This window comes from Allofournierella massiliensis (genome assembly GCF_004345265.1).
In the GTDB taxonomy this organism is placed as follows: Bacteria; Bacillota; Clostridia; order Oscillospirales; family Ruminococcaceae; genus Allofournierella; species Allofournierella massiliensis.
Genome location: NZ_SLUM01000001.1, coordinates 179648 through 193736, shown reverse-complemented (window position 1 = coordinate 193736; position 14089 = coordinate 179648). Strand labels below are relative to the sequence as shown.

Sequence of the window (14089 nt, the reverse complement as noted above, 5' to 3'; positions counted from 1 at the left end):
CCGGCCCCCACCCCATGCCATAATGAGCTCAGAAAAACAGGTTGAACAGGTTGAAATGAGGTGCTTTTATGGTCAAACAACTCGCCATCATCACCTGGGACGCCGCCTCCGCCCAGCTGTATGCCAGCCAGGTGCGGGACTTCTTCGGCGGTCAGGTGAACACCCGATGTTACAGCACCCAGCTGCAGCCGGATCCGGTGATCGAACCGGCCGACGTGTATCTGGTATCCACCTGCGCCTTTGCCGACCGGGACATCGGCCAGCTGCTGCCCACCGGCGGACCGGTGGTGCTCAGCGAGGTGCGGGTGACCCGGGAGGGGCTGGAGCGGCTGCTGGCCATTCCCCGCAACACCCGGGCGTTGCTGGTGAACCTGAACCAGTCCATGGCCACCGAGACCATTGCCACCCTGAACCAGCTGGGCGTGACCAACATCCAGTTCATCCCCTGCTACCCCGGTGCGCCGGAGCCGCCCCATGTGCCGCTGGCCATCACCACCGGCGAGCGGCGCTTCGTGCCGGACTGGGCGTCCGAGGTGATCGACCTGGGGCCCCGGCTGCTCAGCGGCAGCACCTTTCTGGAGCTGGCCCATCAGCTGAAATGCGAAAACACGCTGGACGGCCCCTCCTTCAAGGAATATCTGGCCTCACTGGCCGAGCAGTCCTACGGCATTGAGCAGATGCTCCAGCGTTCGGTGCAGATGGAAAGCCTGTTCGAGCTGTTCGAGCAGGCGCTGGACGCCGGGCTCATCGGCGTGGACGGCGAGGGCATGATCTTCGCCTGCAGCCCCAAGGCCGAGGACATTCTGGGCCTGCCCGCCCAGCAGCTGCTGGAGCGGCGGGTGCAGCAGGCGCTGCCCTTTCTGCCCTTTGCCGAAAGCCTTTCGGCCCAGAAGGCCATCCACAGCCGGCTGGTGGAGATCCACGGAAACCCGGTGTCGGTGAGCATCCACTCCTTCTACCGAGGCCGCGGCAGCCCCACCACCTTCTGCGTGCTCCAGCGCTTCCGGGACGAGGAGCGCCGCCAGCAGAAGATTCGCCGCCAGCTGCTGGGCAAGGGCCATGTGACCAAATACACCTTCGACAGCATCATCGGTGACAGCCCCTGCATGGTGGCCGCCCGCCAGCTGGCCCGCCGGATGGCCGCCAGCAATGCCTCCATCCTGATCAGCGGCGAAAGCGGCACCGGCAAGGAGCTGTTCGCCCATGCCATCCACGCGGCCAGCCCCCGGGCCAAGGAGCCCTTTGTGGCCATCAACTGCGCCGCCATTCCGGACGCGCTGCTGGAAAGCCAGCTGTTCGGCTACGAGGAGGGCGCCTTCACCGGGGCAAAAAAGGGCGGCCACATCGGCTTCTTCGAGGCCGCCCGCAGCGGCACTCTGTTTCTGGACGAGATCGAGGCCATGAGCCCCATGCTGCAGGTGAAGCTGCTGCGGGTGCTGCAGGAAAAGGAGATCGTGCGGCTGGGCGGCGTGGACGTGATCCATGTGGACGTGCGCATCATCGCGGCCTCCAACGTGGATCTGAGCGCCGAGGTGCACAGCGGGCGCTTCCGGCGGGATCTGTTCTACCGGCTGAGCGTGCTGCCGCTGCAGCTGCCCCCGCTGCGCCAGCGGGGCGGCGACGTGCTGCTGCTTCTGCGGCGCATTCAGGAGGGCATCGGCGCCCGGTTCGAGCTTTCGCCCGCGGCGGCCCAGCGGCTGCTGCGCCATCGATGGGAGGGCAACGTGCGGGAGCTGCGCAACTGCGTGGAATATCTGGCCTATCTGGAAAAGCCCCTCATTGAACCGGAGGATCTGCCGGTGACCCTGCTGGCCGCCGAACCCCAGACCCCCGCGGCCGAGCCCGCCCAGGCCGCCCAGCTGCGCCGCCTGGCCGGCGACCGGCTGGAAAGCTACCTGTTTTTGCTGGAGCAGCTGGCCGCCAGCCGGTCGCTGGGGCGGCAGGCGCTGGAGGCCCGGGCCGCTACGGCGGGCCTTGCCCTCAGCCAGCAGAACATCCGCACCATGGCCGCCCAGCTGGAGCAGCTGGGGCTTGTGAGCATCCAGAAGGGCCGGGCGGGCACCTGCATCACCCCGCAGGGGCTGGAGCTGCTGGCGGCCATGAGCCAAACTGGTTTCCATCAGGCCGCAAACTGGTGAACAATTCAACCTATTTCATCCATTTTTCCACCTGTTTTGGAGAATCTTCTGAAAAAACAGGCCAGATCGGTTGATTTTTTTGGGGCAGAAGCCGGCGATTCCTCGTGGATTTTTTGACGATTTTCCACAAATCGAACAGGTTCTGTTTAGCCATTGCGCCGGTTTTTTTGTTTTTCTGCTGGAAATCGCCTTCCTTGGCCCGATTCTTGCTATATCATAAACCGAAAGGGGCGGCACGCCGCCCAGAGCCCACGCAAAAGGAGACGACGCTATGAAATACGATTTCGACCGCCCCATCGACCGGTGGAACAATTTCGCCGCCAAGTACGACGAGATGGAGGCCCGCTTCGGCCGCAGAGACCTGATCCCCATGTGGATCGCCGACATGGATCTGATGACCGCCCAGCCCATTCTGGACGCCATCGACGCGCGCAACCGGCAGGGCATTTTCGGCTACACCAGCCGCCCGGACTCCTATTTTGAAGCGGTTTGCCAGTGGCAGGAAAAGCGCAACGGCTGGAAGCCGGACCCGGCGCTGTGCCTGTATACGCTGGGCGTGGTGCCGGCGCTGTGCACCTTTGTGCGGGAATTCTCCAAGCCCGGCGACGAGATTCTGTTCACCACCCCCGTTTACGGCGAGTTCTTCGACTCGGTGGAAAACTGGGGCCGCAAGTGCCTGACCGTTCCCCTGAAGGAGGAAAACGGCTACTACTCCATGGACTTCGAGGCCTTTGAGGAGGCGCTCAAGCGCCGCCCGCCCCTGTTCATCCTGTGCAACCCCCACAACCCGGTGGGCCGCGCCTGGACTGCCGACGAGCTGCGCCGCATGGGCGAATTGTGCGTGCAGTACGGCACCCTGATCATCAGCGACGAGATTCACAGCGACCTGATGCTCTTCGGCCACAAGCACATCACCATGGCCACCGTGAGCGAGGAGATCGCCGCCAACACCATCACCTGCACCTCCGCCACCAAGACCTTCAATCTGGCGGGCCTGCAGGCGTCCACCCTGATGTTCCCCAACGAGAAGCTGCGGGATACCTATCAGGCCTTCTGGAAATCCATGGACGTGCACCGCAACAACTCCTTCAGCCTGGTGGCGGTGGAGGCCGCCTTCCGTTACGGCGAGGAGTGGCTGGAGCAGCTGCTGGCCCATCTGGAGCGCAACGTGAAATACGTGGAGGACTACCTGAAGGAGAACATCCCGGAAATCACCCTGCACCGGCCGGAATGCACCTATCTTCTGTGGCTGAACTGCAAGGGTCTGGGCCTTGCGGGCGACGCGCTGCCCCAGTTCATGATCAACGAGGCGCACCTGGCCCTGAACGACGGCCGGGGCTTCGGTAAGACCGAGGGCGAGGGCTACATGCGCATGAACATTGCCTGCCCGATGTGCACCCTGGAAAAGGCCATGGCTCAGCTGAAGGCTGCCGTGGACAAACACATGGGCCGCTGAAAACCGGCCCCCTGAATGCGGATCAAACTCTTCGCGGCGGAGGAGAGTGTGATAAAGGCGGCATTGCCGCCGGAGAGAGAAATCATTTATAAGGAGGAATCCCCATGGCAAAAAGCAATTCCCTGCAAAAGAAAAGCCTGGTGGTTCGTGCGCTGGACAGCATCGAACGTGCGGGCAACGCCCTGCCCAGCCCGGCTACCATCTTCCTGATCCTGACCATCGCGGTCATGATCATCTCGGCCATCTGCGCAAAGCTTGGCGTGTCGGTCACCTACGAGACCATCGACACCGCCAACGGCAACGCCATCGTTGAGACCACCGTTTCCGCGGTGAACCTGCTCTCGGTGGAATCCATCCGCGACCTGATCACCAAGATGGTCACTAACTTTACCTCGTTCTTCGCTCTGGGCACTGTGTTCACCATCATCCTGGGCGTGAGCGTGGCCGACGGTTCCGGCATGCTGTCCGCCCTGCTGCGCAAGGCGGCCACCTCTGCCCCCCGCAGCCTGGTCACCGCCATGGTGGTGTTCCTGGGCATCATGTCCAACATCGCCTCCTCCACCGGCTACGTTGTGCTGGTTCCCCTGGGCGCGATTCTGTTCATGGCCTTTGGCCGCCATCCCATCGCGGGCCTGGCCGCTGCCTTCGCCGGTGTATCCGGCGGCTGGAGCGCCAACCTGCTGATCGGCACCAACGACCCCATGTTCGCGGGCATGTCCACCCAGGCTGCCAACATGCTGGATCCCAACTATGTGGTGTCGCCCCTGTGCAACTGGTTCTTCATGTTTGCTTCCACCTTCGTGATCACCGCCATCGGCACCTTCGTGACCGACAAGATCGTTGAGCCCCGTCTGGGCAAATACGAGGGCGCCATCGAGGGCGAGAGCAACGACCTGACCGCTGCCGAGAAGCGCGGCCTGAAGTTCGCCGGCATCGCCGCTCTCATCTACATCGTTCTGATCCTGATCGCCGTGGTTCCCACCAACGGCCTGCTGCGCAGCGAGACCGGCGGTTTCCTGCAGAGCCCCTTCATGAGCGGCATCATCTTCATCATGATGCTTCTGTTCCTCATCCCCGGCATCGCCTTCGGCGTGGGCGCCGGCACCATCCATAACGACAAGGACGTTGTGGATCTGATGACCAAGGGCATCTCGGGCCTTTCCGGCTTCATGGTGCTGATCTTCTTCGCCGCTCAGTTCACCAACTTCTTCACCTACTCCAACCTGGGCACCATCCTGTCTGTTGCAGGCGCCAACTTCCTGGAGAACATCGGCTTCGTGGGCCTGCCTCTGATCGTTGCCCTGATCCTGCTCACCGCCATCATCAACCTGTTCATCGCGGTGGACAGCGCCAAGTGGGCCATCATGGCTCCCGTGTTTGTGCCCATGTTCATGCGTCTGGGCATGTCTCCCGAGCTGACTCAGGTGGCCTACCGCATCGGCGACTCCTGCACCAACATCATCGCCCCCACCATGCCCTTCTTCGTGCTGACCGTGGCCTTCTTCCAGAAGTACGACAAGAAGGCCGGTATCGGCACCGTGGTTTCCACCATGCTGCCCTATTCTCTGGGCTTTTTGCTGGGCTGGATCGCGCTGTTCATTGTATGGTACGTTCTGGGCCTGCCTCTGGGACCCGGCTCCCCCATGTTCTACCCCGCCTGATCCCATCTGCCGGTTTTGTAAGGAGCCGCGCGCGCCGCTGCGCGCGCGGCCCTTTTCCGTTACATCCATCACTCAAGGAGGATTGTTCCATGCTTCCCAAAGAAAACCGAATCAAGGAGCTTCTGCGTGAAAAAGGCCTGGACGGCGCCATCGTCTCCTCGCCGGAAAACTTCCATTATGTGACCGGCTTCGCCGGCCATCAGCACACCGTGTCCCGCCAGGCGGGCTTTTCCATCGCGGTGGTCAGCGCCCGGGAGGATGTGCCCACCCAGCTGACCACCATGGACTTTGAGGTGCCCACCTTCGAGATCAAGAGCGCCGGCCGCTTCATCGTGCGCAAATACGACACCTGGGTCGGCGTAAAGACCTGGGACGAGATTGCCAACGGCGCCGTTGTGCCCGCCCCCGCGGTGATGGAAAGCTCTTCCGACATCCTGGCCAAAATGGTGCGGGAGATGGATCTGGCGGACAAGAAGCTGGGCGTTGAGCTGGATTATCTGCCCGTGGGCTACTACAACAACCTGTGCGGCATGTTCCCGGAGGCAAAATTCGAGAACATTTCCGAGCTGTTCGTCTACGCCCGCAGCGTCAAGACCCCCGAGGAGATCGAGATGTTCCGCACCCTGTGCCGCGCAGCGGACGAGGGCTTCACTGCCGTGAGCCGCATTGCCCGCCCCGGCGTGAGCGAGCGGGAGCTGGTGAACGAGTTCCGCCGCACCGTGATCGCCACCGGCGTGGCCGCGCCCAGTTCCTGGTCCATGTTCTCCACCGGCGAGAGCGGCAGCCGCCTGACCATTCCCGGCGACGCGGTGATTCAGAAGGGCGACGTGGTGAAGTTCGACGCGGGCGTGAACGCCGAGTTCGACTTCTACACCACCGACACCTCCCGCGCCTGGGTGATGGAGGGCGCCGACCCGGCGCTGTACAAGCTGAAGGACCGGCTGTATGAGGCCCAGCGGCGGATGATCGCCGCCGCAAAGCCCGGCCTGCCCATCTGTGATCTGTACCACATCGCCTACGACTATGTGAAGGAGATGTTCCCCAGCTACCGCCGGGGCCATCAGGGCCACAGCATCAGCATGGGCCCCGCCACCGCCGAAGCCCCCTACATCAACCCCACCACCACCCGGCCGCTGGAGGCGGGCATGGTGCTGGCCATGGAAGTGCCCTGCTACATCGGCGGGGTGCAGGGCTTCAACATCGAGGACATGGTGCTGATCACCCCGGAGGGCTGCGAGGTGCTCACCCCAAACACCCCCCATTACCTGTAATTTTTTCCCTTTTCCCATTCCCGAACCCAATTCCCCCTGACCCAAACCGTTTTTGATTTTTCAAGGCGGCGCCGCTCCACCCCGGGCAGCGCCGCCCCCATCCCATTTTTTCCGAAAGGCAGGGAACGTTCCATGAAAATTCTGATTGTGGGCGGTGTGGCCGGCGGCGCCGGCACCGCTGCCCGGCTGCGCCGCAACGACGAAAACGCCCAGATCATCCTGTTTGAAAAGGGCGAGTACATCTCGTTTGCCAACTGCGGCCTGCCCTACTACATCGGCGGCGCCATCACCGAACGGGAGGCGCTGCAGCTGCAGACCCCCGAGGCCTTCCACGCCCGTTTCAACGTGGATGTGCGGGTGCAAAGCGAGGTGCTTTCGGTGAACAGCGCCGAAAAGACCGTGGCCGTGAAGAACCACGCCACCGGCGAAACCTACACCGAAAGCTACGACGCGCTGGTGCTCTCGCCGGGCGCTTCGCCCATCCGCCCGCCCTTTGAGGGCATCGAGAAAAACCATGTGTTCACCCTGCGCAACATTCCGGACACCTACGCCATCTACGACCACATCGCCGCCGCCTGCCCCCGCACCGCCGCCGTGATCGGCGCCGGCTTCATCGGGCTGGAAATGGCGGAAAATCTGGCCGACCGGGGCATCGCTGTGTCGGTGATCGAGGGCGCAGATCACGTGATGGCTCCGCTGGACGGCGACATGGCCCATCTGGTACACAACCGCATCCGCGCCGCGGGCATGGGGCTGTATCTGGGCAAAAAGTGCGCCGGCTTCACCGAAAACAGCGTGCTGCTGGAAAGCGGCGAGGCCGTGCCCGCCGACATGGTGATTCTGTCCATCGGCGTGCGGCCGGAAACCGCCTTTTTGGCGGGCAGCGGCGTGGAGCTGGGCGCGCGGGGCGAGATTCTGGTGGACGAGCAGCTGCGCACCAGCGTGCCGGACATCTACGCTCTGGGCGACGCGGCCACCGTGACCAATCTGGTGAGCGGGGCGCGGCAGGTGATTCCGCTGGCAGGCCCCGCCAACAAGCAGGCCCGCATTGTGGCGGATGTGATCTGCGGCAAAAACGCGGCCTACAAGGGCAGCATCGGCACCTCGGTGATGAAGTTCTTCGACATGACCGTGGCCGCCGCCGGTGAAAAGGAAGAGAGCCTGCGCGCCGCCGGCACCGCCTACCGCAAGAGCTACACCGTATCCGCCAGCCACGCGGGCTACTACCCGGGCGGCACCCAGATGTTCGTCAAACTGCTGTACAACCCAGAGGGCCGGGTGCTGGGCGCTCAGATCGTGGGCGGCGAAGGGGTGGACAAGCGCATCGACGCGCTGGCCATCGCCATCCGGTTCGGCATGACCGTGTATGATCTGGAGGAGATGGAGCTGGCCTACGCGCCCCCCTTCTCCAGCGCGAAGGACCCGGTGAACATGGCGGGCTTTGTGGCTCAGAACGTTCTGGAGGGCGGCGTGGAGCTGTTCTATGCCGAGGACGTGGACAGCCTGCCCGAGGACGCCGTGAAGCTGGACGTGCGCAACCCGGAGGAGCTGGCCGAGCTGGGCGAGATTCCGGGCTTTGTGAACATTCCGCTGAATCAGCTGCGCCAGCGGCTGGATGAGATCGACCTGACCCGGCCGGTGTATGTGACCTGTCAGGTGGGCCTGCGGGGCTATGTGGCCGCCCGCATCCTTGCGCAGAAGGGCGCAAAGGTGTATGATCTTTCCGGCGGGTACGCCTTCTACAATGCCCGCCGAACCGATCTGGCCGGCCGGGCGGACAAGGGCGGCAACACCTGCGCCGCCTGCGGCATGCAGATCACACGATAAAAAGGAGCGCAAAACAAAATGCTGGACCGTACTGTTTACGATACCTATGTTCGAATCCTCACCCGCGAGCTGGTACCCGCGCTGGGCTGCACCGAGCCCATTGCCATTGCGCTGGCGGCCGCCAAGGCCCGGGAGGCGCTGGGCGAGGAGCCCCGCCGCCTGCTGGTGAAGTGCAGCGGCAACATCATCAAGAATGCCAAGGGCGTGATCGTGCCCACCACCGGCAACATGCGCGGCATCGACACCAGCGCCGTGCTGGGCGCGCTGGCAGGCTGCCCCGCGCTGGGGCTGGAGGTGCTGAGCAAGGTTGGCCCCGCCGATCTGGAGGCCACCCGCCAGATGCTGGCCCAGGGCGTCTGCACCGTGGAGCTGCTGGACACCCCCTCCCGCCTGCACATCATTGTGGAGATCACCGGTGACAATCACACCGCTCTGGCCGAGATCCGGGATGAACACACCAACGTGGTGCGCATCGAGCGGGACGGCGAGCGCCTGTTCTACAAGGAAGTGGAAGAGGTTGCCGACGAGGACGACACCGATCTGGAAGCCCTGAATCTGGCGAATATTCTGGAATTTGCCAACACCGTTGATCTGGAGGACGTGCGCCCCGTCATCAAGCGGCAGATCGAATACAATACCCGCATTGCCCAGGAGGGCATGACCCACGCCTACGGCGGCCGGGTGGGCGCGACCCTGATGCGCCATTACGGCGGCGACGTGCGGGTGCGGGCCCGGGCGCTGGCCGCCGCGGGCAGCGACGCCCGCATGGGCGGCTGCGTGCTGCCGGTGGTCATCAACTCCGGCAGCGGCAATCAGGGCATCACCTGCTCGGTGCCCATCATCGTGTACGCCAAGTATCTGGCTGCCACCGAGGAAACCCTGTACCGGGCGCTGGTGCTGAGCAACCTGACCGCCCTGCTGCAGAAGCGGGGCATCGGCCGGCTGAGCGCCTTCTGCGGCGCGGTGTGCGCGGCCTGCGGCAGCGGCGCGGGCATCACCTACCTGCACGGCGGCGACTACGACGCCATCAGCCGCACCATCACCAACACGCTGGCCAACGCCTCCGGCATCGTGTGCGACGGCGCCAAGGGCAGCTGCGCCGCCAAGATCGCCACCTCGGTGGATGCGGCCATCCTTGCCCATGAGATGTCGCTGGACGGCAACACCTTCGGCGCAGGCGAAGGTCTGGTGAAGGAAAACGTGGAAAAGACCATCGCCAGCATCGGCCGCATGGCCGCCGACGGCATGCGCGAGACCGACAGCGAGATTCTGCGCATCATGATCGATCAGGGCTCCGGCTGCTGATGGATCCCCCTTTGTAAAAACCATCTTTTTCCTCTTCTCTCTTTAAGGAATACCGCGCAGCTCCGGCATCCGCCGGGAATTGCGCGGTATTTCCTTATAAAAAGGCGGGGGCCGCGTGGCAATTTCCACGCGGCCCCCGGCCTTTTATGATTGCACGATAAGGTGAGAAAAAAGCAGGAATTTGTGCGGCAGGGCTCAGCCCTCCCGGAACACCACTTCGCTCTTGCCGTTCTCGCCCACCTCAATGGCAAAGCGATCGGCGGCAAGATCCATGGTCAGGGCGGCGGTGTGGCCCTCCTTTTCCCAGCGCAGGGTCAGCTGGGCGGGAACGGGATTCTCCACGGTGAGCCTGGCGTCCCAGCCGAAGGCGGGGCAGCTGTTGCGCAGGCGCAGCAGCTCCAGCTGGCGGCGCACCACCGGCTGCTCCAGCTTTTCCACCGCCTGCTCCAGACTCAGGTTGGTGCGGTTGATCTCCTTGTGGCCCGCACCGCCGCCGCGGCGCACCGCCTCCAGATCGTTTTCGCCCGCGAACAGATCCAGATACCACACCTGGGGCTTGCCTGGCATGAACAGCTGCAGGGCCCGGGCCATCAGCATCTTCCGGTCGCTGGCGCCCAGGGCGCTGTAATAGGTGCAGTTCACCTGATAATACATGTTCTTCGCGCCGTGCAGATCCTTTACCAGACCGCCCCGGCCCTTCAGGGTCTCCACCATGGCCTGAATGCGCTCCTCGGGCAGCAGGCCCTTCAGATCCAGCAGGGGGATGCCGTCGTGGCAGCCCAGCATGTTCACCACGCGTATGCCCTTTTGCTGAATGTCGTCGATCCAGCGCACCAGATATTCAAAATTCTTGTGCTCGAAGGCATCCAGAATCAGGCCGGGCAGGAAGAAGTCGTAGGTCATGCAGCCCGCCTCGCACAGCTTCTCGTGGGTCTTTTCCCCGTAGCTGGCGTGGATTTCGGGCAGGATGCTCAGGCCGTATTTCCCGGCAATGCCGCCCACTTTCTGCAGCATCTGCCAGGTGTCCGGCTCGTTCAAAAAGTTCTTGGCGCCGGGGGTCTTGGGGGCGTAGGCAAAAGCATCCAGACGGATGATCTTGGCGCCGTAGTCCGCCAGCTTGTGCAGGGTCTCGTCGTAGAACTCCCACACCAGCGGGGAGGCCACGTTCAGGTCCATCTGGCCCAGATAGCTGCGGCGGCTTTCCAGATGATCCACCACAGCGGCCTTGTGGGCCTCGAACTCACCGAAGTTCATGGCGGCGGGCTTTTCGCCCCGCTCCAGCGCGGCGTTCACCAGCTCGGCAATGCGGCTGGCCGCCTGATACTGGATGCCCAGGCTTTCCACCAGCTCGCTGGCGTCCACCTTGCGGTAGCGCACCTCCTGATAGAAGGTGTTCCAGTAGGGCACCTCGCTGCCGTCCGGCATGCGCACCATCAGGATGGGCAGGCCGGGCTTGCGGAAGAACATATCCTTGATTTTTTCCTCGTCCGGCTGGATGTAGCCCTCTTCGGTCATCTTGCCGTGGCCGGCCCAGAACCTGTTCCAGTTGATGAAGAAGTCCTTGTAGCGGGAGTTCTCGCCGTTTTTCAGCAGATCCTGAAACTGGGGCGACAGCACCGAGGCGTGGTTCAGGATCAGGTCGAATTTCAGGTCAATGCCCAATTTGCGCAGCGCGTCCAGATCGGCCTGACCGGCGTAGCACTCGTTCAGGTTGTAGTCGATCACCGAGAAGCCCCGGTCCAGATCGGTGTTGAAGATGCTGGGCAGGATGTAGAAGGCGTCGAAGGCGCCCTTCATCTCGCCCCGGCCCAGCAGGGCCACGATGTCGGCCAGCGTGCCGCCCATGCTGTCCGGATAGGCGTTCAGCATTACGCCGGCGGAAAGTGCGGTTTTGTTTTCCATTGCTCGGTTCCCCTTTCTCTTTTCTCGCGCCGCTCAGGCGTTGGCCATCAGGGCCTGATACTCGGCGTAGCTGAGCAGCTCGCCGCTCTTGGACAGAATCACAGCCGCCTTGTGGGCCTGAGAGGCCAGCAGGCCCTGCTCGATCTCCAGCACCATGGTGGTGAAGGGGCTGTCCACCTTGCCGTCCCGGTTGCGCTCGCGGCGGTGGGCCATGGTCTCGGCGGGGGTGCTGTTCAGCAGCACCGGCAGATCCACACCGGCCAGATGGTCGTTGTTGCTGTGGGTCCACTCGATGATCAGCACGCTGGTTTCGGAGAAGTCCACGGTCTCGGCCCACAGCTCGCTGGGGCGGCGGCCCATCCGCTTCAGGGAAATCTGCTCCGCGCCCGCCTGGAACTGGGCGATGATGCTGTTCACCCGGTCGAAGTCGATCTCGTTGGGGGTGCCCAGATAACCCTTCAGGCCACGGCGGCCCGCCGCCTGATAGGCGCTCAGCCAGCCGTACTCGGCGCACAGGGCGGGGTCGGCGTCCTTGTCCTCCTCCATCAGCTGGTGCAGCTGCTCGCTCACCTGGGCGGTGTGCAGACCGGCGGCCACCAGACCCTTCAGGCCGGTGTCCCGGAACACCCGCAGACGCTCGGCGTCGTTGTACTCGGGAATGCGGTGGGGGTAGTTGTCGCCGGAGAGGATGTAGCTCTTGGCGCCCAGCTGGCCCAGATACCAGCCCAGCAGGGACGCGGTCTCGCTCTTGCCCACGCCGGAGCCGCCGCACACGCTGAGCACGCAGCGCTGCAGGGGTTTATTTTCCAGCGCGGCGATCATCTTGTCCACCAGAGCGGGCAGGATGGTCTTTGCCTTGGCCACATGGCTCTCGGTGATGAGCACCTTATCGCCGGGCATGTCGCCGTGGGGAATCTCGGCGGGCAGGGTCATGGAATCCAGACGCTCGGCCAGACCCTCGCGGGCGGCCTTCAGGGTATTCAGCAGAGTATTGTTCATGATGTGATTTCTCCTTTTTGGGTTTATGACAAAGTGACGGATAAACGTTTTTATGCAACGGATAAACGTTTTTATGCAAAGGCCGTTTGACTTGACCACTGCCGCTGTGGGATAATAAGGGGAATCAATTGCGGCGAGAGGAGCAACGGTCCTATGGCAACTTTAAAAGATGTGGCGCGCCTTTCCGGCGTGACGGTGACCACCATTTCCCGGATGCTGAACAACCGGGTCAACGTGAGCGAAAAGACCCGCGCCAAGATTCTGGCGGCCATGGAAGAGCTGGACTATCACCCCAACGAGCTGGCCCAGTCGCTGATCAGGCAGAAAAGCAGCTTTATCGGCCTGATCGTGCCCTCGGCGAAGAACTTTTTCTTCGGCGCGGTGATCGACTGCGTGGAGCGGTATGTGTGCGCCAGCGGCTACAAGCTGCTTTTGTGCGTGTCCGACCTGGACGTGAACAAGGAAGTGGAATATTTCCACATGCTGAAAAGCAACAAGGTGGCGGGGGTCATTCTGGCCAGCCATACCCAGAACCTGCCGGAGCATGTGAACCTGAGCAACCTGCCGCTGGTCACCATCGACCGCACGCTGGCGGATTCGGTGCCCAGTGCCTGCGCCGACAACTATGCCGGCGGACGGCTGGCGGCGGAGCATCTGCTGGACGGCGGCTGCCGTCATCTGGCCTACATCAGCGGCAGCGCGGGCATCGAAATGGACGCCAACAAGCGCTGGGTGGGCTTCTGCGACGTGTGCCGCGAGCGGGGGGCCGAACCCCCGGTGATGGTGGACGCCAGCGAGCGGGACTTCATTGCCATGCGCTACGAGCCGCTGATCCACCAGCTGTTTCAGGAGCACCCGGAAGTGGACGGGGTGTTCTCGTCCAACGATATCATTGCCGCTCAGGTGCTGCAATATTGCAGCCAGCAGGGCATCGAGGTGCCCTGCCGGATGAAGGTGGTGGGCTACGACGACACCGATCTTGCCTGCCTGACCACCCCGCCCCTGACCACCATCCACCAGCCGGTGGAGGACATCTGCCGCTGGGCGGTGGAGCGGATCGTGGCCGGCGAAAGCGCCGGGGAACCGGAAGCAAAGGTGTTCCCGGTGCGGCTGATCCATCGCCAGAGCAGCTGAGCCGTTCGCTTCTTCCTCCCCCATCATAAAAGATGCGGGGCAAAATGTCAATCGTTTGACATTTTGCCCCGCATACAAAATATGCCCCCGCTTTTGTGGATTTTTACCAAAAGCGGGGGCATTGTTTTTTCATCGCGTTTTCCCTTTGCCGTTCCGTCCGCCAGCCCGGGCCTGGTCTGCTCTGCCTTTTCCCTCCCGGTGACCCACGCCCTTGCCGCTTTGCCGCCGGTTGCAGTTTTGCGCACGCCGCGTCTGCCTTTCTCTGCGGGATCCGCCCTTTTCGTTTAGCGAATTTTCATTCTTTATTTTGGCATAGTTCTTGCATTTTTAGAATATTTATGCTAATATCATGCATATAATCACAAAACGGCATGTTACAAGGAGGCCGTGAGAAAA

9 protein-coding genes are annotated in these 14089 nt (G+C 62.9%); 7 read left to right on the top strand and 2 right to left on the bottom strand.

Annotation, left to right across the window (positions count from 1 at the left end; all coding sequences use genetic code 11):
• Positions 1-68: 68 nt before the first annotated feature.
• From EDD77_RS00880 to EDD77_RS00855, 6 genes are all read left to right on the top strand, one after another.
• Positions 69-2138, top strand: coding sequence for a sigma-54 interaction domain-containing protein (locus EDD77_RS00880; RefSeq protein ID WP_132587277.1), 2070 nt, complete (start codon positions 69-71; stop codon positions 2136-2138).
• A gap of 271 nt (positions 2139-2409) precedes the next feature.
• A complete protein-coding gene (locus tag EDD77_RS00875; RefSeq protein WP_058964183.1) occupies positions 2410-3594 on the top strand; it encodes a MalY/PatB family protein in 1185 nt (394 codons plus the stop codon).
• A gap of 104 nt (positions 3595-3698) precedes the next feature.
• Complete coding sequence (locus tag EDD77_RS00870; RefSeq protein ID WP_058964182.1) at positions 3699-5255, top strand: AbgT family transporter; 1557 nt, start codon at positions 3699-3701, stop codon at positions 5253-5255.
• An 89-nt stretch (positions 5256-5344) separates the two neighbouring features.
• Complete coding sequence (locus EDD77_RS00865) at positions 5345-6526, top strand: M24 family metallopeptidase (protein WP_058964181.1); 1182 nt, start codon at positions 5345-5347, stop codon at positions 6524-6526.
• 132 nt (positions 6527-6658) lie between these two features.
• Positions 6659-8353 (top strand): FAD-dependent oxidoreductase, encoded by a 1695-nt coding sequence (locus EDD77_RS00860; RefSeq protein ID WP_058964180.1) that lies wholly within the window; start codon positions 6659-6661, stop codon positions 8351-8353.
• An 18-nt stretch (positions 8354-8371) separates the two neighbouring features.
• A complete protein-coding gene (locus EDD77_RS00855) occupies positions 8372-9658 on the top strand; it encodes an L-cysteine desulfidase family protein (protein WP_207667960.1) in 1287 nt (428 codons plus the stop codon).
• A 195-nt stretch (positions 9659-9853) separates the two neighbouring features.
• Here the strand turns inward: EDD77_RS00855 and EDD77_RS00850 are convergent, their stop codons facing one another.
• The gene (locus tag EDD77_RS00850) at positions 9854-11560 is read right to left on the bottom strand and encodes an alpha-amylase family glycosyl hydrolase (protein WP_058964179.1); all 1707 of its coding nucleotides are present in this window, start codon (positions 11558-11560) and stop codon (positions 9854-9856) included.
• 33 nt (positions 11561-11593) lie between these two features.
• Positions 11594-12559: a nucleoside/nucleotide kinase family protein gene (locus EDD77_RS00845; RefSeq protein WP_341439604.1), complete on the bottom strand. Its 966-nt coding sequence runs from the start codon at positions 12557-12559 to the stop codon at positions 11594-11596.
• Positions 12560-12712: 153 nt separating this feature from the next.
• Here EDD77_RS00845 and EDD77_RS00840 point away from each other — a divergent pair, with 153 nt between their 5' ends.
• The gene (locus EDD77_RS00840) at positions 12713-13693 is read left to right on the top strand and encodes a LacI family DNA-binding transcriptional regulator (RefSeq protein ID WP_058964178.1); all 981 of its coding nucleotides are present in this window, start codon (positions 12713-12715) and stop codon (positions 13691-13693) included.
• The last annotated feature ends 396 nt before the right edge of the window (positions 13694-14089 follow it).

Coding starts and splice junctions, on each gene's coding strand:
- EDD77_RS00850 (WP_058964179.1), bottom strand. CDS start 11,560: ATGGAAAACAAAACCGCACTTTCCGCCGGCGTAATGCTGAACGCCTAT.
- EDD77_RS00860 (WP_058964180.1), top strand. CDS start 6,659: ATGAAAATTCTGATTGTGGGCGGTGTGGCCGGCGGCGCCGGCACCGCT.
- EDD77_RS00840 (WP_058964178.1), top strand. CDS start 12,713: ATGGCAACTTTAAAAGATGTGGCGCGCCTTTCCGGCGTGACGGTGACC.
- EDD77_RS00845 (WP_341439604.1), bottom strand. CDS start 12,559: ATGAACAATACTCTGCTGAATACCCTGAAGGCCGCCCGCGAGGGTCTG.
- EDD77_RS00855 (WP_207667960.1), top strand. CDS start 8,372: ATGCTGGACCGTACTGTTTACGATACCTATGTTCGAATCCTCACCCGC.
- EDD77_RS00865 (WP_058964181.1), top strand. CDS start 5,345: ATGCTTCCCAAAGAAAACCGAATCAAGGAGCTTCTGCGTGAAAAAGGC.
- EDD77_RS00875 (WP_058964183.1), top strand. CDS start 2,410: ATGAAATACGATTTCGACCGCCCCATCGACCGGTGGAACAATTTCGCC.
- EDD77_RS00880 (WP_132587277.1), top strand. CDS start 69: ATGGTCAAACAACTCGCCATCATCACCTGGGACGCCGCCTCCGCCCAG.
- EDD77_RS00870 (WP_058964182.1), top strand. CDS start 3,699: ATGGCAAAAAGCAATTCCCTGCAAAAGAAAAGCCTGGTGGTTCGTGCG.